This window comes from Neomoorella sulfitireducens (genome assembly GCF_024733845.1).
Classification (GTDB): Bacteria; Bacillota; DSM-521; order Neomoorellales; family Neomoorellaceae; genus Neomoorella; species Neomoorella sulfitireducens.
Map to the genome: position 1 here is coordinate 77,659 of NZ_JANRHG010000006.1, position 19,264 is coordinate 96,922.

The 19,264-nt window shown below is 54.4% G+C and carries 21 protein-coding genes; all 21 read right to left on the reverse strand.

Going from position 1 to position 19,264, the window contains the following annotated elements:
- A complete protein-coding gene (gene recJ / locus NWF31_RS07825) occupies positions 1-2,757 on the reverse strand; it encodes a single-stranded-DNA-specific exonuclease RecJ (RefSeq protein WP_258359944.1) in 2,757 nt (918 codons plus the stop codon).
- Entirely contained in the window at positions 2,754-3,077 is a 324-nt protein-coding gene (locus tag NWF31_RS07830; RefSeq protein WP_258359945.1) for a LapA family protein, read from the reverse strand. Before NWF31_RS07830 ends, recJ begins: the two co-directional genes overlap by 4 nt.
- A gap of 35 nt (positions 3,078-3,112) precedes the next feature.
- Positions 3,113-4,042, reverse strand: coding sequence for a cation diffusion facilitator family transporter (locus NWF31_RS07835; protein ID WP_258359946.1), 930 nt, complete (start codon positions 4,040-4,042; stop codon positions 3,113-3,115).
- Positions 4,043-4,169: 127 nt separating this feature from the next.
- Positions 4,170-4,658: a hypothetical protein gene (locus NWF31_RS07840; RefSeq protein ID WP_258359947.1), complete on the reverse strand. Its 489-nt coding sequence runs from the start codon at positions 4,656-4,658 to the stop codon at positions 4,170-4,172.
- Positions 4,659-4,869: 211 nt separating this feature from the next.
- Positions 4,870-5,784 (reverse strand): glycine betaine ABC transporter substrate-binding protein, encoded by a 915-nt coding sequence (locus tag NWF31_RS07845; protein WP_258359948.1) that lies wholly within the window; start codon positions 5,782-5,784, stop codon positions 4,870-4,872.
- A 21-nt stretch (positions 5,785-5,805) separates the two neighbouring features.
- Complete coding sequence (locus NWF31_RS07850; protein WP_258359949.1) at positions 5,806-6,429, reverse strand: ABC transporter permease; 624 nt, start codon at positions 6,427-6,429, stop codon at positions 5,806-5,808.
- A gap of 34 nt (positions 6,430-6,463) precedes the next feature.
- Positions 6,464-7,114: an ABC transporter permease gene (locus NWF31_RS07855; protein WP_258359950.1), complete on the reverse strand. Its 651-nt coding sequence runs from the start codon at positions 7,112-7,114 to the stop codon at positions 6,464-6,466.
- Complete coding sequence (locus NWF31_RS07860) at positions 7,098-8,228, reverse strand: betaine/proline/choline family ABC transporter ATP-binding protein (RefSeq protein ID WP_258359951.1); 1,131 nt, start codon at positions 8,226-8,228, stop codon at positions 7,098-7,100. The genes NWF31_RS07855 and NWF31_RS07860 overlap by 17 nt, the downstream gene beginning before the upstream one ends.
- A gap of 47 nt (positions 8,229-8,275) precedes the next feature.
- Positions 8,276-8,920 (reverse strand): TrkA C-terminal domain-containing protein, encoded by a 645-nt coding sequence (locus tag NWF31_RS07865; RefSeq protein WP_258359952.1) that lies wholly within the window; start codon positions 8,918-8,920, stop codon positions 8,276-8,278.
- Positions 8,921-9,060: 140 nt separating this feature from the next.
- On the reverse strand, positions 9,061-9,993 hold the full coding sequence (gene secF / locus NWF31_RS07870; protein ID WP_258359953.1) for a protein translocase subunit SecF: 933 nt from the start codon (positions 9,991-9,993) through the stop codon (positions 9,061-9,063).
- Positions 9,993-11,279: a protein translocase subunit SecD gene (secD, locus tag NWF31_RS07875; RefSeq protein ID WP_258359954.1), complete on the reverse strand. Its 1,287-nt coding sequence runs from the start codon at positions 11,277-11,279 to the stop codon at positions 9,993-9,995. Before secD ends, secF begins: the two co-directional genes overlap by 1 nt.
- A 109-nt stretch (positions 11,280-11,388) precedes the next feature.
- Positions 11,389-12,054: an HD domain-containing protein gene (locus NWF31_RS07880; protein WP_277998894.1), complete on the reverse strand. Its 666-nt coding sequence runs from the start codon at positions 12,052-12,054 to the stop codon at positions 11,389-11,391.
- Positions 12,055-12,060: 6 nt separating this feature from the next.
- Positions 12,061-12,330, reverse strand: coding sequence for a preprotein translocase subunit YajC (yajC, locus tag NWF31_RS07885; protein ID WP_258359955.1), 270 nt, complete (start codon positions 12,328-12,330; stop codon positions 12,061-12,063).
- A gap of 82 nt (positions 12,331-12,412) precedes the next feature.
- Positions 12,413-13,534, reverse strand: coding sequence for a tRNA guanosine(34) transglycosylase Tgt (tgt, locus tag NWF31_RS07890; protein ID WP_258359956.1), 1,122 nt, complete (start codon positions 13,532-13,534; stop codon positions 12,413-12,415).
- 30 nt (positions 13,535-13,564) lie between these two features.
- The gene (gene queA / locus NWF31_RS07895) at positions 13,565-14,593 is read right to left on the reverse strand and encodes a tRNA preQ1(34) S-adenosylmethionine ribosyltransferase-isomerase QueA (RefSeq protein WP_258359957.1); all 1,029 of its coding nucleotides are present in this window, start codon (positions 14,591-14,593) and stop codon (positions 13,565-13,567) included.
- A gap of 264 nt (positions 14,594-14,857) precedes the next feature.
- On the reverse strand, positions 14,858-15,985 hold the full coding sequence (locus tag NWF31_RS07900; protein ID WP_258359958.1) for an anti-sigma factor domain-containing protein: 1,128 nt from the start codon (positions 15,983-15,985) through the stop codon (positions 14,858-14,860).
- Positions 15,978-16,700, reverse strand: coding sequence for an RNA polymerase sigma factor SigI (sigI, locus tag NWF31_RS07905; RefSeq protein ID WP_258359959.1), 723 nt, complete (start codon positions 16,698-16,700; stop codon positions 15,978-15,980). Before sigI ends, NWF31_RS07900 begins: the two co-directional genes overlap by 8 nt.
- 58 nt (positions 16,701-16,758) lie before the next feature.
- Positions 16,759-16,983: a DUF2905 domain-containing protein gene (locus NWF31_RS07910; protein ID WP_258359960.1), complete on the reverse strand. Its 225-nt coding sequence runs from the start codon at positions 16,981-16,983 to the stop codon at positions 16,759-16,761.
- A gap of 24 nt (positions 16,984-17,007) precedes the next feature.
- Complete coding sequence (ruvB, locus tag NWF31_RS07915; protein WP_258359961.1) at positions 17,008-18,018, reverse strand: Holliday junction branch migration DNA helicase RuvB; 1,011 nt, start codon at positions 18,016-18,018, stop codon at positions 17,008-17,010.
- Positions 18,015-18,635, reverse strand: a complete 621-nt coding sequence (gene ruvA, locus NWF31_RS07920) for a Holliday junction branch migration protein RuvA (RefSeq protein WP_258359962.1) — start codon at positions 18,633-18,635, stop codon at positions 18,015-18,017. The genes ruvB and ruvA overlap by 4 nt, the downstream gene beginning before the upstream one ends.
- Positions 18,632-19,138, reverse strand: coding sequence for a crossover junction endodeoxyribonuclease RuvC (gene ruvC, locus NWF31_RS07925; RefSeq protein WP_258359963.1), 507 nt, complete (start codon positions 19,136-19,138; stop codon positions 18,632-18,634). Before ruvC ends, ruvA begins: the two co-directional genes overlap by 4 nt.
- Positions 19,139-19,264: the final 126 nt, after the last annotated feature.

A 19,264-nucleotide genomic window follows, 5' to 3' on the forward strand; every position in this document is an offset into this window, starting at 1 on the left:
TCACCTCCCGCCTGCAATTTGCCGGTAAAATTGCCGGGCCTTTTCTGTTTCCGCCAGGAGCTGGCGGTAGCGCCGGGAAGTCATTAAATTGCGCCTGGCGGCTACTTCCTGGAGGTGGACGGCGAGCTCACCCCCACGACTTTCAACCCGGATGAGACCCAGTTCTTCAAAAATCGCCAGGTACCATCGTTGATGATAACCTTTATTATTAATTATGTAAAGCCTGTTGCCGTTGTTAGTCCCCTCTTGCAGCCGGCGGTAAAATACCGCCAGTTCCCGGCGCAGGTCTTCCGGCTGCCTGTCTCCTCCCCGGAGGTTGATATATACTTCCGGCACCTGTTCCATCCCCGGTAGGGCCAGCTCAATTTCTTCCTGGCTGCCGGGGGAGTAATTAAATATTACGGCACCGGCCGGATAAAACCATACCGGCATCTCCCGGCTGGCCACCAGTAACGGCAAGCGTCCGCTCAATGCCGCCTCCGTAACCAGCCAGAGAGGCCGGGCATCTAGAAAAGTATCTACGGCCAGCCGTATCCCGGGCAGTTCCTGCCGCAACCGGTCTCCCAGCCGTAACGCCCGGGCAGCATCTTTTTCATATAGGAGAATGTTTTGCCCCCTGGCAAGCAGCTCTTTTAAAGTGGGCAACAGTTCCGGGATTACCTGCCATGTCGCCGGGGTGCTGGCAGGAGGCAACAGGTAACCAGCCCCCTTTTCCCCGCTGACGAGGGCAGATACCAGGAAGGAAGCTTTCCCCGCTCCTGCTCCCGCCGGCCAGAAAGGGTAACAGGTAATAATTGCTCCTTCCCCGGCTAAAACCCTGTTTACACCTGCCTGTCCCAGCCACGGGCCCAGGGGGCGCAAAAATACAGGTTCCTCGCAATGGCGTTTTAAACCGCAATAGCACTGGCGGACGGCCAGCCCAGTGGCAAATAAAAAACCTGTAACCGGACTATCCTTGTTAACGGCCCTTTGCAGTTGCCAGCACCAGGTGGTACCGGCACCGGGCATAACGGTTGCCGCCACCTGTTCCCTGCTTATGACCGGTATTGTCGTTATCCTTTCTGAGGGGCGAATGGCTGCCAGGGAAAGCTGCAATTCCTCTCTTCCCTGGTAATTGTTACGTTCCAGGTAAAAGGCCAGGTCCACCCGCTCCCCGGGAGCCAGATCCTGCGGCAGCTGCAGGTTAAAACCAATAGCCTCTATTTGCCTGCCCTCATTCCATAACGTTAATTTTAAATGGGCACCGTTGCTCCCCACCTGGCGGGCCGTCTTTAACAGGACGTTACTGCAGACCAGGAGGGGGCGTGGATTGCCCTCGCCAAAGGGTGCCAGGCCCTCCAGCTCCGCCAGCAACTCCCAATCCAGTTGGCTGAAAAGTACTTCCGCGTCAGGTGCTATTTCCGGAGCAGGTTGAACCTTAGCCAAAAGTAACTTTACTACTTCATTAAAGGCAGCCCGGAAGGCCGGAATTTCTTTAGTAGCGATCTCCAGCCCTGCTGCCAGGGCATGGCCGCCAAAGGCCAGGAGGTGAGAACGGCACCTGGTTAAAATTTCATGGAGATTGATACCAGGAATGCTACGGCCCGAGCCCCTGCCCCTGTCGCCTGCCAAAGCGATTAGGACAACCGGGCAGTTATATTTTTCCACCAGGCGGGCAGCTATAATGCCTATCACCCCTGGATGCCAGTCCTCGGACGCCAGGACCAGGCCTTTTGCTCCCTCTGCCAATGCCGTCACGGCCATGGTTTCGGCCTCGGCGGTAACGCTCTCTTCCAGTTGTCTCCGGGCCTGGTTTTCCTCTTGCATGTGCCGGGCCAGTTCCAGAGCCTGCTGGGTAGAATCGGTTAATAAAATTTCCAGGGCGGGCATGGCGCTTCCCAGGCGACCGCAGGCATTCAAGCGTGGCGCCAGACCATAAGCCACCTCCCGGGCCGTCCATTCCCTGGCGGGAAGGCCTGCCACTTCTCCCAGGGCCTTCAGTCCGGGTCGCGTTTTCCTGGCCAGGGCCTTTAAACCCAGCTGGACCAGGAGACGGTTTTCTCCCAGAAGGGGGACGGCATCGGCAATGGTTGCCAGGGCTACGAGGTCAAGGGCCCAACCGGCAGCAACTCCTTCCTGCGTTGCCAGGCCAAAATGAGCCGCCAGGGACTGGGCGAGCTTGAAGGCTACCCCGGCGCCGCATAGGGGAAGCAAATCCGGTCCCAGCAGGGGGTTGACTACGGCATCAGCCTGGGGCAGGACTGTCCCGGGCCGGTGGTGGTCGGTAATAATCAAGTCCAACCCCTGTTCCCGGGCAAAGATAGCCTCCTCCAGGGAATTTATACCGCAATCTACGGTTATAACCAGCCGGCAATTTAATTCCAGGGCTTTAATAAGCCCCTTCTTTTTTAAGCCATACCCCTCGGCCAGGCGATCAGGGATATAAACTTCAGCTTCCACTCCCAGGCGTGCCAGGGTTTCCAGGATAATCGCTGTGGCCGCCAGACCGTCGACATCATAGTCGCCATGGACCATTATTTTTTCCCGGTTTACTATCGCCCGGACCAGGCGTTCCCTGGCCGCCGCCAGGCCGGGAATCTTTTCCGGCGGGAAAAGGTTGGCCGGATCGGGGTGGAAAAAAGCCCTCGCTGCTTCTACCGTAGTTATACCCCGGTTAAGGAGGATTTGCGCCGTTACCGGTGAGATATGTAACTCCCGGGCCAGGGCCAGCCTCTCTACCGGGTTTACTGGAGGCATGGCCCAACGCGTACTTTTCAAGCTTGTCCAGTCCCTTCCTGCCTGCCTCCCCCTGGCTCCGCTACCGCCGCTTCTTTCTCGTAGCCGGCTACGGTTTCTTGTAATTTTTTCAGCTGGCTTTTTAATTCTTTTACTTCCCGGGCCTGGCGCACCTGCCTGACTACGCCCAGTAAAAATACCGCCACGGCGCCAAAGGCTGCCGACCCCAGGATTACCAGGACCAGGGAAATATAGCGGGATTTCCATACTAGAAAATTAATTTCCACCGGTCCCGCATTCTGCAAGGCAAAGATGGCCACCAGCAAAGCAAAAAGAATGGCCAATAAAGAAAGTACCTGCATTACCCTCTCCCCCTTTAAATTGACAACCTTCGTTTCTATTCATTTCGCTCTCGCGTAACGTTTTCCTTCTCCGGGCAGGCGGCGCACGCCGGGCAATCCACCGGTGAAGTGCAGGGTTCAGCATGGATTAAAACCTCGGTATAGGGCAGGGCCGCTTTAATCTCATTGCCAATTTGATCGCAGAGGTCATGGACATGTTCGATAGGTTTGTAGCGCGGCACTACCAGGTGCAGGTCTACCTGGCGGTCCCGGCCCGATCTGCGGGTGCGTAATTTGTGGAATTCAATATACTGGCCGGCGTGGTGGGATATAATATCCTTGATAATATTTTCTTCTTCAGCCGGCAGGCTAACGTCTACCAGTGGCAGCATGGCCTCCTTTATTAATTGGTAGGCAGCTTTGATGATCATTGCAGCTACAACCAGGGCCACCATGGGGTCCAGCCAGTGGAAGCCGGTAAAAAACAGGGCTACCAGGCCCAGCATAACTCCGGCAGAAGTATAAACATCGGTGCGCAAGTGCCAGGCGTCGGCCTCCAGGGCGATGGAATCCGTATCCTTTGCTACCTGAAAGAGATAGCGGGACACCAGGTAGTTGATAACGCTGGCCCCGCCCATAACGGCAACGCCGGCTATGGGGTCGTTTACGGCATGGCTGCCGCCAATAAGCCTTTTTAAAGCTTCATATATAATCCATAGGGCTGCCAGGAAAATCAGCAGGGCTTCAACGGTGCCGGCAATATTTTCAATTTTACCGTGACCGTAGCGGTGCTCGGCATCGGCCGGCTTGCTGGCTTCCCGGACGGAATAGTAGGCTATAGCCGCTGCCGCCAGGTCCAGGCCGGAATGAATGGCTTCCGACATGACGCTGACCGAATGCATCCAGTAACCGATCCCTAGTTTGCTCAACACCAAGGTAAAATTAGAAAAGATGGATACCCTGGCAGCTTTGATGCGTAAATCCATGCCTTATGGCCTCCTGCACATATGTAAAAATTAAAAAATTGGACTTCATCCGGGAGCGATGAAGTCCCTGCCACCAGGCCTTTTATTCATTGTACACCGCTGGCTGTCCATCTGCAAGGCGACTTGCTTAAAAAAGTCCAAGCAGGCGACCGCCCAGCAGCGCAGCCGGTAAAAGTAAAGCGCCTACGCGAATGCATAGCAAGAACAATCCCCGGGCCAATCCCGCCAGTGAATGCCGGCGTGAAATATACGCCGCTCCCAGGCTACCTGTACTTCCTGCCAGGAGCAATCCCCACAGGGGACCAAGAAAGATCCCGGCCAGGAGCAGGACCGTCAAACAGCCTGCTAGCAACTGTTTTCCTGCCAGGACGGCTTCCTTATGCCCTCTGTACCAGGGCCGGGTAATTCCCTCGGTTGCCATCAGGGCAACAGCTCCCACGATTGTAACCAGGGTAACATAAGAAGCAGAAAGTTCCCGGACCAGGCCGGTGGCACCAAAAATTAACCCCGCGGCCCATAGAAGCAATAACCCCCGCCAGGGCTGGATCACCCCCGCACCCAGGGCAAGGATAAAGGTCAAACCGCCCAGGAAGGGAATGGCTAAACGTGTATCCATATAATTTACCTGCGTTTTTTTCTTTTAGCATACCCTTGTGGAAGCTGGCTATGCCAGGCAGCGCCGGGCCCTTCGCTCCATTTCCTGGGAAGTCATGGCCGCCAGTCCCCCTGGCGCCCGGAACTCATATATGGGAAAAATATTTCGCCCACCGGCAGGAAACCGGTGGGCTGTGTCGTACTGGCGAATACTTTTTAGTTATACCCACATGTTACTCGATCAGGCCTTTTTTCAGCAGGAAGTCTCTTGCCACCTGGGCCACTTCCTTTTTTTCTTCATCCACCTGGTAATTGAGCTGGCGCATTTCATCATCATCCAGCTGGCCGGCCAGCTTGTTAAGGACCTCTTCCAACTGGGGATACTTCTCAAGGGTATCCATACGTACTAGTGGTGCTGCAAAGTAAGGCGGGAAGAAGTGCTTGTCATCTTCCAGGATTTTTAGGTTATAGGTAATCAATTGGCCGTCGGTGGAGAAGGCGTCGATCACATCCACCATTTTGTTACCGATGGCTTCATATTTAAGGCCGGTTTCCATTTGCCTGGCGCTTTTGAAGTTTAACCCGTAAGCGGCAATTAAGCCGTCATAGCCGTCCGGGCGGTTAAAAAATTCCTGCTCGGCCCCAAATACCATTTCGCCGGCCACGCTTTTCAGGTCGGAAATTTTTTGTAAGTTATGCCGTTCAGCAACCTCCTCCGGTACCGCCAGGGCATAGGTGTTATTAAAACCAAAAGGTTTTAGCCACTTCAGTTTAAACTGCTCGTTATATTCCTTCTGGACGGTATCGTAGGCCTCCTGGGGGTCATTAATAACATCCATTTTCAAGATGGCTACCAGGCCGGTACCGGTGTAGTCAGCGTAAAGATCTAACTCGCCTTTTTTGAGGGCGTTAAAGTTAACCAGGGTACCGCCAAGGTTTAATTTGCGTTCGACCTTCAGGTCCGTATGGGCTTCAATAAGCTGGGCCATCATCTCGCCAAGAATAATGTTTTCGGTAAAGTCCTTGGAACCTACCACTACTGTACCTTTAGCCCCGGTACCCCCACAACCGGCGGCGGCAAATAGTAGTAAGGCGAGGCTTGTAATTAACGCGATTAGCTTCCTTAATCGTCTGGTTTTCTTATGCATGATATCCCATCCTTCTTTTAATTATAATGCCGAGACAGCCTTTTTTTTGAGCCCCCGCGGGACCAGGGTTTGTTCCAGCAGGGCCAGCCCGGCATCGGTCAAAATGGCCAGCAGCGCCGCAGGCACGGCCCCCATCAGTACCATGGTGTTGTTCCGCGTTTGAATACCCCGCCAGATTAGGGTTCCCAGTCCACCCGCTCCAATGAGTACGCCGATGGTCGCAATGCCAATAGCAGTCACCAGGGCTACACGTAAACCGGCCAGGATCACCGGCAGGGCAATTGGCACCTGCACCCGCCAAATCAATTGCCCCCTGGTCATCCCCATGCCTTTACCTGCCTCAAGCAGGCTGGGTTCTACCCCTAATAGACCGGTATAGGTATTGCGGACGATGGGCAACAGGGAATAAAGGAATAAAGAAACAACAAGGGTAGTATCCCCCAGCCCAAATAACATCATCAACAGAGCCAGCATAGCCAGGCTGGGAATTGTCTGGATCACTTCCGTGGCTGCCATTACGGGCTTGGCTAACCACCGGTGCCGCGTCAATAATATTCCCAGCGGGATACCGCCCGCAGCGGCCAGCAATACTCCCGTCACCGACAGGCTGAGGTGTTGCCAGCTCAGAGCCAGGACCCTATCCATCTTTCGCCTCCTCTCATTTGGTTTTTAAACGGGCTTATCGCTGCCGCAGCCCCCGCGGGGTTACCGCGTACTCGACAAGGCCTAGTAACCAGCTGACCAGTAGGGCCAATATAGCAGCGGGTAATGCGCCGGCTATGATGAGCTTGGCGTCATAGGTATGGATGCCGGCAAGAATTGGATCACCCAATCCACCGGCGCCTATTAAGGCCGAAAGGGTAGCCCAGCTTATAATATAGACCGTCGAAACGCGGATGCCGGACATGATAACCGGGAAGGCCAAAGGGAACTGTATCCAGGTTAAAAGCTGGCGCCGGTTCATACCCATACCTATACCCGCTTCCAGGTAGGCCGGGTTTACTTCACGAATGCCGGTATAAGTGTTGCGCAGGATAGGGAGAAGCGAGTAAAGGAACAATACAGTCATGGCCGGCACGACACCAATACCTAGAAAAGGCAGAACAAAACCAAAAAACGCCAGGCTGGGAATGGTTTGAATAGTACTGGCAATACCAAGTACCACCGATGCCCCTCGCTCATGGCGGGCGAGTATAATACCCAACGGCACGGCGATAAGGGTTCCCAGCAGCACTGCACCAAGCGAAAGCATTAGGTGTTCCCAGGTAGCAGACAAGATACCAGGACCTTTAACAGCCAGGAACTCCGTCCAGCTAAGCACCGGCCTCATCTCCCCATACTACGGAAGCCAGGGCATTGACCATGCTGGTCCTGGTGACCAGCCCCTTCAAGCGGCCTTCCCTGTCCATTACCGGCAGATATTCCAACTTCTCCCGGATGATCAGATCAAAAGCTTCCCGGGCCGGGGTTCCTTCAAACACCGCGGGAACATCGCGCGCCATCAAATCCTGTACCTGGTGAGCCCGCTGGTAGTTGCGATTCAATTCCTCGATAGATACCGCGCCTAACAGCCGGCCAGATTCCTCGGTAACCAGCAGTGTATCCACCTTTTTACGACGCATGATGGCAACCCCTTCGGCAATACCCGTATGAGGCCGCACCGTCACCGGTTCACCAATCATAACCTGTTCTACGGAACGCAATTCCAGCCCAGGGCCCAGCCGGTCTTTGCCAATGAAGGAGGCCACAAACTCGTTGGCCGGGTGCCGCAATAGCTCTTCTGGCGCTGCCACCTGGACGATGTTGCCGTCCTTCATTACTACAATCCGGTCGGCAAGCTTCAGGGCCTCATCCATATCGTGGGTAACAAAGAGAATGGTCTTGTGCAGCTTAGCCTGCAGTCCCTTTAATTCCTCCTGGAGGTTTTCCCGCGTAATGGGGTCAAGGGCACCGAAGGGTTCATCCATAAGGATAAGGGGGGGTTCTGCCGCCAGGGCTCGCAACACGCCGATACGTTGTTGCTGTCCCCCGCTTAGCTCCGAAGGGTACCGGCCGGCATATACATCAGGGTCCATGCCAACCAGCTCCAGCAACTCCCAGGCGCGCCGCCGCCGGCGCTCGGCCGGCCAGCCCAAGAGACGAGGTACCACATCGACGTTCTGGGCAATGGTCATGTTGGGAAACAGGGCGATCTGCTGGATAACATAGCCAATCTGCCGCCTTAACATCACAGGATTCTGTTCCCGGATATCTTTACCATTTAGGTAGATGGCCCCGGAGGTGGGTTCGATAAGGCGGTTAACCATTTTTAAGGTGGTAGTCTTGCCACAGCCGCTGGGGCCAATTAACACAATAAATTCTCCTGCTTTGACTTCCAGGTTAAAATCAGCTACGGCTACTCTATTACCGGCATATACTTTTGCAACGTGTTCGAAGGTAAGCATGGTGTCCCCCTTTCACCAGTGTTGTTTTAGCCCAACAATACCTGGTTTTAACTGTCATTAAGTGATGGTTTAACTTCAGCCAGGCGGCGCAACCTGTCCACCGCCTTTTGATTCCCAACTACCAGGAGCAAGTCCCCTGCGTTTAAGCGCAGCTCTGTCCCCGGAGAAGCGTACCACCGGCCCCGGCGCCGTACAGCGGTAACGGTAACCCCCGTTACTGTCCTCAATTGGGCCTCTTGCACGCTTTTTCCCACCAGGGGCGAACCCGGTGAAACCAGGACCTCTTCAGCATTCTGCATGTTTTTAAGCATGCCGGTTTTAAAATACACAATCTCTTTAACAAGTTTATCGATTTCTGCGTTTAGCTTATTACGCTGTCTTATAAGGGTCTCCAGGCGGCGTTCCAGGACCGCAAGGGAATTATGTTCATGGAAGTCTTCGATAAACTCCCGGGCGGCCTGGCGGGAAAGGATAATCACCCCGCTACCCGGAACTACATCGACTACCTGCCGTGCCTGTAGGAGGGCCAGGGCTTTTCTTACAGTTTCCGGCGAAACACCGTACTGCCCGGCTAAAATGGTTCTTCCCGAGACTTTTTCCCCTTCTTTGTAAGTTCCCCGTAGTATTTCGCCGGCAATCATAAGCGCAATTTGTTCATAACGGGCTAGTTCTTCGCCATTTATACAACACATTTTTATTCTCTCCTATCCGCCAACTTTATTTTATTATATAGGTTGTCACCTGTCAACCTATGCCACTTGCGTTACCATAAAGATAGCCTGCCCAATTTAACGGGCAGGCTATCTCCGTGCAATCTATTTTATAGTTCAACTTAATGGGAAGTGGCTTTACGTGTCTTGGCTTTAGTCGCTGCCTTGCTTGCCGCTTGCCGGTGGCGTTCCCGGCTAAAAATACGAAGTTCGATCCATATGGGGCTGGCGGTAAAGATTGAAGAATAAGCACCGCTGATAGTACCGATAAGCATGGCCAGGGCAAAGGTCCTGGTGGTCTCACCACCTAAGAGCATCAAGGCTAGCAGGGCAATGATTACCGTAAGGACAGTATTAATAGACCGGGTCAAGGTCTGGTTAATACTGCGATTCACCAGCTCCTCGATAGTTTCCTTCCTGCGTAACCGCAAGTTTTCCCGGATGCGGTCAAAAATAACAATGGTGTCGTTTATAGAATAACCGATAATGGTGAGTATTGCCGCTACAAAGGTACTGTCTACTTCCCAGCGGAAAATGGCAAATAGCCCTACGGTAACCAGGACGTCATGGATCAAAGCCAAAATAGCTGCCAGGCCCGATAAAAATTCAAAGCGGATGGTGATATAGATAACCATCAGGACCCAGGCAATGGCCATGGCTTCGATCCCTTTGATGGTCAGTTCCCGGCCAATGGTTGCGCCGACCTTTTCGTTACGTTTTAAATCAAGTTGCCCCAGCTTATCGCGCAGGGCACTGATTACCTGGTCGGTTTGCTCTTCATTGATTTCTGTTGTCCGGATGAGAAACTCATTATTGCCGGCTGCCTGGATGGAACTGTTGCCCAGGTTGAGACCGCCGAGAACCTCCCGCACCTGGCTGGCAGTTACCGGTTGGTCAAACTGGACCTGGATAATATTCCCTCCGGTGAAATCAATACCAAAATTCAAAGGGGAAGGCCAGTTCAGGACCATTGCTATAAGGCCCGGTATAATTATAAGCAGCGAAAGGGCATACCACCACTTGCGCCTGCGAACAAAATCAAAGTTAAAGTTCATTAAATCTCACCCCTTGCTGCTACCGGAATTTGACTTTCTTTAACTCCATAAAGCCACAATTTTTGGAAGGCCGGTACGCCAATGACCAGGTGTAAAAGGAAACGAGTAAGGGTTATGGCCGTGAACATGCTGGTGATAATACCCATAGAGAGGGTTACGGCAAACCCTCGAACCGTACCGCTGCCCAGGAAGTAGAGGACCAGGGCCGCCAGCACCGTCGTGGCGTTGGCGTCAAAGATGGTAGTGAAGGCGCGTTTAAAACCGGCATCAACAGCCGCGCGTAAGGTTTTACCATTACGCAATTCCTCTTTAAGGCGCTCGTAGATAATAATATTGGCGTCGACGGCCATGCCTACCGACAGCAAGAGACCGGCTATGCCCGGCAGTGTCAGGGTGGCCTTTAAAGACCATAAGACAGCGAGGACAATCAAGGCGTAAATAATCAAGGAAAAATTGGCTACTATTCCCGGGAGGCGGTAAAAAATAAGCATAAACAGGGCAATTAAAACCAGGCCTACAATGATGGCCGTCTTGCTCTTGGCCAGGGAATCGGCTCCCAGGGTCGGGCCTACGGCCCGGCGCTCAATAATCTGTACCGGTACCGGCAAGGCACCGCCGCGCAAGAGGGCTGCCAGGTTGGCTGCCTCCTCGAAGGAAGCAAAACCACCCCTGATGACCGCCTCGCCGCTGGGGATGGCTTCATCAACGTGGGGATTGGTCAACAGCTGGTTATCCAGATAGATGGCTATGTGCCGCTTGGGGTCACCCCTGCTGTAGCTGCTAACCAGCTCCTGGGTCGTCTCGGCAAAATTTTTAGTGCCTTCGGCATTAAATTTAAGGGTGATTTCGGGCTCCCGTGTTTGCTGGTCAATAACGGCCCTGGCGTCTTTCAGGTCTTTCCCTGATACTACTACCCGGCCATCACTGGTCTTAAACTCCAGCAGGGCCGTTTTACCGATCATTTTAACGGCTTCCTCCGGGTTGTTGACCCCGGCCAGCTGGATAATCAGGCGGTCACTGCCTTCCCGCTGGATTACCGGTTCAGCTATTCCCAGCTGGTCGACCCGGTCGCGCATAATCCGTTCCAGGGCGGTCATATCCTCACCGGTAACCGCGTGTTCCGGTGTGCTCTGGGCCTGGAGGAGAATATAAACACCACCCCGCAGGTCCAGTCCGAGTTTCATGGCCTGTAATAAAGGTTGAAACGCTCCTATACCTAACGCCAGGATGGCGACTAAAACAATGGCGAGCTTGAAAAAGCTGCCTGTTCCTTTTCCCCCTGCCAAAACTCTCCTGCCTCCCTTGACCAAATGCAATTGTAAGACAACCTATTATAACTCTAGTAAGAGTTAGCCGTCAATTGCTGCCAGTACCACTGCCTCCATTTTCTGCCTTCTAAAGCAGGCGCGCCCCGTTCGCCACCAGCCCAAAATGGCAATCAAGAAAAGCGGCGGCTCTCCGGCACATCATCATCCGCGTCAGGAAGATCTCAAAATACTCCATGGGCGTGCTGATGGAAAGGTCAATAGTCAACTCCAGGGTAATGGTACGCCGGGAAGCATCCACCCGTAAAAAAGAATGCTGGACGGCATAATTGACCCGGTCGTGGACATCAAAGGTGCTGATATCATTGTTGCGCACCCGGGAGCGGTGGACATCGGATTTATCCGCCAGGATAAGGGCGGCACCAACGGTATTGACGGCCTGGCCGTACTCTTCTTCATGGTTGCCGATGGCGCCCGCTATGACGGCCACCTCACCGGCAGGCATGCCCAGGCGGGTCAAAATGCGGTAAGCCAGCAGGGCCCCCGTCTGGCCGTGATCTTGCCGGCTTATAACATTACCGATATCATGCAAGTAACCGGCAATAGCTGCCAGTTCGGCCAGCCGCCGGTCATAACCCAGGTGTTCAAGGACGTTATAGCTGATCCTGGCTACCAGGTTCAAATGGCGATGGCTGTGTTCGGTAAATCCCATAGCGCCCAGGTGTTCATTACCTTTGACAATCAGCGCGTCTACTTCTTGATCCCTTTTAACGTCTTCCAGGGTCACCGGGTCCAATCCTTGTTATTCCCCCTGTCCGGGGACATAGGCCACCCCCGCCTTGTCCACCTCGACCTCTACCTTGTCGGCAATGCGGACCATCATGGTTCTATCTTTAATTTTCGTTATCCGGCCATGGATCCCGCCCGCCAGGACCACCCGGTCATCTACTTTCAAGCTGTTCAGCATTTCCTGGCGCCGCTTTTGCTGCTTTTGCTGGGGCCTGATCATCAAGAAATACAGGATCGCCAAGAAAACCGCCATGTAAAAAATAGTTCCTGCCCACTGTTCCATAAAACAACCTCCATCCTTATTTTAAATTTTAATCCGGACTTGCTTATCATTCGACGTGCTTCTGGAAAATACCTGCCCTGTTCTAGATTTTTCCCGAATTATATTTGGCATAAAACTCAACCGCCATTGCTTCCAGGTCATTGTTAGCTATGGCCTGGCGAATCCGGTGCATCAACTTAATCAGGAAATACAAGTTGTGAATCGTGGTCAGCCTGAGTCCCAGGATCTCGCCGGCCTTGAGGAGATGCCGGATGTAGGCCCGGGTGTAGTGGCGGCAAGTATAACATTCGCATTCGGGGTCCAGGGGGCGAAAATCCCGGGCATAGGCGGCGTTACGCACTACCAGCTTGCCGTAAGTAGTCATTACCGTGCCGTTACGGGCAATGCGGGTCGGCAAGACGCAGTCAAACATATCCACTCCCCTTTTTACCCCTTCAATCAGGCAGTCAGGTGAACCCACACCCATAAGATAGCGGGGCTTATTTTCGGGCAGATATCCTTGTAAATCCTCCAAAATGTTGTACATCAATTCTTTAGGTTCGCCTACACTTAAGCCCCCTATACCGTAACCCGGGAAATCAAGGGCGGTAATCTCACGGGCACTGCGGCGGCGCAATTCGGGAATCACCCCGCCCTGGATAATGCCAAACACCGCCTGGTCCTCCCGGCGGTGGACTTCAAGGCAAATTTCCGCCCAGCGGCTGGTGCGCTCCACCCCCGCTTCTACTTCTTCCCGGCCGGCAGGGTAGGCAACACACTCATCAAAGGCCATGGCAATGTCGGAACCCAGGGCTTCCTGGACGGCCATAGATTCCGCCGGTCCCATAAAGTGGGTGGAGCCGTCCAGGTGGGAACGAAAGGTTACCCCTGCGTCGTTGATTTCCCGCAAACCGGCCAGGCTGAAGACCTGGAAGCCGCCGCTGTCGGTGAGAATGGGCTTGTTCCAGTGCATGAATTTATGCAGGCCCCCTGCTTCCCGGATGATACCGGCGCCGGGGCGGAGGTAAAGGTGATAGGTATTGGCCAGTATTATTTCAGCCCCCACCCCGGCCACTTCTTCCGGCGTCATGGTTTTGACTGTAGCCTGGGTGCCGACAGGCATAAAGACCGGCGTTTCGACGGTGCCGTGGGGGGTTATTAGACACCCCAGCCGGGCGCCCGTGGCCCGGTCACGTTTGAGCACGGTAAAGGTTACGGCAGGCAAAACAGCTTTTTCCTCCTGAAATACTTTTTCCTACAAGATCAGCATCGCATCCCCGAAGCTAAAGAAACGGTAACCCTCCGCTATGGCAGTCCTGTAGGCGGCCAGGATTTTTTCCCGGCCGGCAAAGGCGCTGACGAGCATGATAAGGGTCGATTTAGGCAGGTGGAAATTGGTTATAAGGCAGTCAACGGCCTTGAAACGGTAGCCGGGATAAATAAAGATATCTGTCCAGCCCTTCCCCGGCCGGATAAGGCCTTCTCCGGTAGCTACCGTCTCCAGGGTGCGTACTACCGTCGTGCCCACGGCCACTACCCGTCCTCCCCGGGCGCGGGCGGCATTAATGGCCGTCGCCGCTTCCGGGGTTACTTCGTAATATTCGGCATGCATGTGGTGTTCTTCGATGTTTTCTACCTTAACGGGGCGAAAAGTGCCCAGGCCCACATGGAGAAGAAGGTAAATAATTTGAACCCCCTGGTCCCGCAATTGCTCCAGGAGCCGGGGAGTAAAATGCAAGCCGGCCGTCGGCGCCGCGGCAGATCCGTCCACCCGGGCATATACGGTCTGGTAACGCCCGGGTTCTTCAGGCTTTGCTTTAATATACGGCGGCAGGGGCATCTCCCCCAGGCGGTCCAGGAGAGCTTCAAAGGAACCTTCCTGGTAAGTAAACTCCAACACCCGCCCCCCGTCGCCGCTCACAGCCGTTACCCGTGCTTTCAGTTCTCCCCTGCCGAAAATTATCTCCGTTCCCAATGGTACCCTCCGCGCCGGCCGTACCAGGGCTTCCCAGGTATCCCGGTCACGCCTGGTAAGTAACAGGACTTCAATCCTTGCCCCGGTGCCGGCCCGGCGGCCCCAGAGGCGGGCCGGCAGCACCCGGGTCTCATTCAAAACCAGGACATCCCCCTCACGGAGATAATCGGGCAGGTTGTAGAAATGGCGATGTTCTATATAGTCCCTTCCCCGGTGCAGGACAAGGAGCCGCGAGGCATCCCGCGGCTCCACCGGTGTCTGGGCAATCAAGTCCGGGGGGAGATTATAATCGAATTCATCAAGACGCAAATAATTTTCACCTGCTGTCTCTTATTTATGATTAGTCTACTTCGCGGAAGCATCAGCCGCGTCCGGACCGGCAGCCATGATAAAGTCGGCGCCGTCTTTATGCTTCCGTAAAGAAGCTCGGTTTTTATAGTCTTCAATATTTCCCTGGCAAGTATACCCTTTCCTGTTTTCTCCCGGGCACTGCACCGGTTAAAGGCCCGAAACCGGGTCCTGGATAAATATCATAAATACCGCAGAAAAATTTATCCGGGAGGGCTTCACCCTTTACCTGGCTTTTTTGTCCCCGGGTGCGTCTTTATTCCCGGGAACCGCTTTTTTCAGGTTTCTATTATCAGGCTTAACATAATCTGAAGGGGTTTCCTTCGTCCGGCCGCCGGTTCCCGTTTTTTCCCCGGAAACACTTTTACCGCTTTCACGGGAGATTGCCGTCTCTTCCTTCGCTCCACCTTCGTCGCTGCCGGCTATGCTTTCCTGTTTTTCAGTACGTTCCCCGCCACTGTTTTTGGGGGTACCGGGATGGGCGCTACCAGGCTCTTTCGGCTCAAGGGCCTTCCTGAGGATAGCACCCAGCTGCTGCTCCTTCTTTAAAAGATCTTTCTCCTGATGCAACTTTTGCAGCAACCGCTCCCAGTTAGTATCGTACCTCTCCAGCACCCTGGCTACACTTTCTTTTTGCAGGTCGGCCGCCGTAACCGGCAGCCCTGCTTCCAGGGCTTCCAGGAGGATGCCGTATTTCCCTGCCGAAAGACCGGCGGCCTCAGCATGCTTGCGGATTTCCGGCGTTACGGTTGCTGCTTCCACTACTGCCTGGACCCTGGCCTGCTGCAAGATATTCCTGGCCTGGCCGGTCAGTTTCTGGCTTAGCTCGGTACTGGCCGCCAGTTTTTCCAGGTCACTCCCGGCAGCCGGGCTCACGGTTACTAATAAAGCACCCCGGGTGTCAGGCAGGTAATAACCCTGGCGCACGGCCTCTCTGGTCAGGATTTCAATGGCAACATCAGCTTTTTCATCTTTAATAGCGATTGCGGCCAGTAGCTTTTCGCCGTCCTCATTTAAGCCGCGGGCACTGATTACCTTTTCCCGTTCATCTACCGCTAATTCAATGCTGGGGTTGATGTCAATATTTATATAATAGGCCGGTTCACCGGGAACAGGTGGTGCCGCGGCCCTGCGGGCCAGGGGTAGAGCCAAAAAAAGTAACAAAATTGCTGCCGCTGCTGCCATGGCAACCGCCAGGCGGGATTTCTTTTTTACCGGAGGCACCATTACCTCTTCCCCTACTTCCGGTACCTGGCCGTCCAGGTAGAAGGCACGCCACTCCCCTTCCGGGGTCAGAACAATGACCTCTTTTCCCTGCCTGGATACTACCAGGCCACGCTCGGGGTTAAGCATCCTGACCACCTCTTTTGCCTTGACCTATGTAATCTGCCAGGTATTCATAGTCACCAATTAACATTAATGCTGCGGCGATAATATATTTACGGTGACGTTCCAGGGTTTTACGGCTTGTTTCAACCGACTTTTCCAGGGCTTTCAGAGGTAAGGCTTTACGTTCCAGGAGGTACTGCCTGAATAGCGGGTTGGCCGCCACTACCCGGGCGGCTGCCAGGGCCCGGTCACGGGCGTCCCGGTGCTGGGGGCTGGCCTTGACCAGGTCCTTGAAGGTTATACCAAAACCGGCAAGCTCTTCCCGGTAGCGCTCAATTTCCCGGCGCCGGTCGGCCAACTCGTTGACCATGTTTATAGCTTCCCCGCCCAGGGGGTCGACGGTTGCCGCCGTTTCGTTATCTATAGCATGTAAGGATAGCACCCGCTGGTGGCGCCCCTCCCGGCGGAAATAATCGACTAAACGGCGTCGAATTATGGTCTCGGCGAGGGTTAAAAAGCTGGAACCTCCTCCTGGACGGAAACTGTCGATAGCTTCATTAAAGGCCATCAGGCCGACACTGGCCTCGTCATCTTCTCCCAGGCGGATAAAATGCCCCGTTGCCCGGGAAACGACGGCCAGGATAAAGGGGGTAAAACGGCGGATTAATTCCTCCCTGGCCCCGGTGTCGCCGTTCCTTGCCCTTAACAATAACTGGCTGGGGTCCTCTGCCGATGGCACTTTCAGCCTCACCTCACATAATATTCGCCCGTTCCTTTTGTTTTCCGGCTGTCAATCCCTAACGGCGCAAAATTAAATTTAAAATAATAGTCAGGATCAGGCTTAAAAGTAGGGAACTAAGCAGGGGAAAATAGAAAGTAAAGTTGCCCTTCTGGATATAGATGTCACCCGGCAGGCGCCCGATGGAAAAAACTTTCCCCAATCCCATGGTAATGAGACCCATCAAGGCAAGCAGCAGTCCCATCCCCAGCAGTATTTTGCCAAAAAAACTCCAGTCGCCCATGATAGTCGCCCCTCCGGAAAGAATTTAAAACAAACTCCCCAAACGGGGTATCCCAAGATGATCATAGGCCCTTGTCGTAGCCATGCGTCCCCGCGGGGTGCGCTGGATAAAACCGTGCTGGAGCAAGAAGGGTTCGTAAACATCTTCTATTGTATCCGGTTCTTCACTTATAGCTGCTGCCAGGGTTTCCAACCCAACCGGTCCACCGTTAAATTTATTGATAAGGGTTAACAGCAGGCGGCGGTCGGAATTGTCCAGGCCCAGGGAGTCAACCTGAAGTAGTTCCAGGGCTTCCCTCGCTACCTGCCCGGTAATAGTCCCCCCGGCGCGAACTTCAGCGTAATCCCGCACCCTTTTCAGCAGGCGGTTGGCCACCCGGGGTGTTCCCCGGGAACGGCAGGCAATCTCCCTTGCCCCTTCGGCCTCAATACCTACCTGCAGGATGGAGGCCGCCCGGAGAATAATTTGCTCAAGCTCTTCTACCCGATAAAACTCCAGGCGCGAATTAATACCAAAGCGATCCCTTAAAGGTGAAGAGAGTAATCCGGCCCTGGTGGTGGCACCTACCAGGGTAAAGGGCGGTAAATCCAGGCGGATAGAGCGGGCCCCGGGACCCTTGCCCAGGATAATATCCAGGGCAAAATCTTCCATGGCCGGGTAAAGGATCTCTTCTACCTGGCGGGGCAAGCGGTGAATTTCATCGATAAAGAGAACATCCCGGGACTCCAGATTGGTGAGGAGGGCCGCCAGATCCCCGGCTCGTTCCAGGGCCGGTCCTGAAGTAACCCGTAAGCTCACCCCCAGCTCATTGGCAATGATACCGGCCAGGGTGGTCTTCCCCAGGCCGGGAGGGCCGTATAACAGGACGTGGTCCAGGGCTTCCCCTCGTTCCCGGGCCGCCTGGATAAAGATGCTCAAGGTTTCCTTGACATGCTCCTGGCCGATATATTCTGCCAGGAGACGCGGGCGCAGGCTTACTTCCAGTTCATCATCTTCCCGGTGCAGGTTGCCGGCCAGCAAGCGCTCTACCGTCAAGGTGCTCCACCTCCCCGGCCCATAGTTTTCAAAACTCCCTGGATGATGGCCGCCGTACCGGCCTCCGGCCCCAGCTCTGCCTTAACCCTCGCCAGGACCCGGCCTATCTCATCGCGGCTGTAGCCCAGGGCCAGGAGAGCGGCCAGGGCTTCATCGTTGTCGTCGGCCCCTTTATCCCCGGACACCCCGGCTGTTACCATGATCTCAACAGCGAGACCCGATTTTAAAACGGCATCTTTTAATTCCAGGAGCAGGCGTTTAGCCTTTTTAGCCCCGATGCCGGGAAGGTGGGTCAAAAAGGCTATATCTTCGGCAACTATAGCGCGCGCCAGCTTTTCCGGCGAAGCCGCGGCGAGGATTTGCAGGGCCCCGCGGGGGCCAATGCCGTTCACCCCAAGTAAAAGGGTAAAAAATCTCAACCCTTCTGGCCGGGTAAAACCGTATAGCTCAAGGGCGTCTTCCCTGACTACCAGATGGGTATAAACAGCCACCTCCGTTCCTGCAGGCGGCCAGGCTTCGGCAGGTGGCGTGCGGACAAACCAGCCAATGCCATTGGTTTCCAGTAAAATACCTTCCGGTACTACCTGAAGTAGTCGCCCTTGCAAATAACCGATCACCGTGGCAACACCCCTGCTTCCCGCCGGCGCCACGGGACTATGCTGGCATGACAGAGGGCTACTGCCAGGGCATCGGCCACATCATCGGGTTCCGGCCGGCTTCTAAGCCCCAAAAGGGCCTGGACCATACGCTGCACCTGCTCCTTGGGAGCGCGGCCGTAACCGGTAACCGCCTGTTTAACTTCCAGGGGTGTATACTCGGCTACAGGAAGGCCTGCATGGGCTGCCGCAAGCAGCGCCACGCCCCGGGCCTGGCCTACTGCCAGGGCCGTACGGCTGTTTTTATTAAAAAAGATTTCCTCCACGGCCATTATATCCGGGTGATGGTTTTTTATTATCTCCTGGAGGCAGTCGTAAATCATCACCAGGCGCCGGCTTACCTTTTCCCCTGCCGGCGTCCGGATGCATCCGTAGGCAACAGCCTGCAGTGGCCCGGCGGTTTCCTTCTCTATCAAGCCATAGCCAACAATGGCGGTACCAGGGTCGATTCCCAGGATCAACATCCTTTTACTCCTCCCTGGCAATTATTCGACGTTAAAGATTGTAGTTCCTTTTTTTATACCAGGCAAGCAATTTATTCTTAAACAAATTTCCAATGTCTTAACCCCTGGAAAGAGTTATAGTATAAT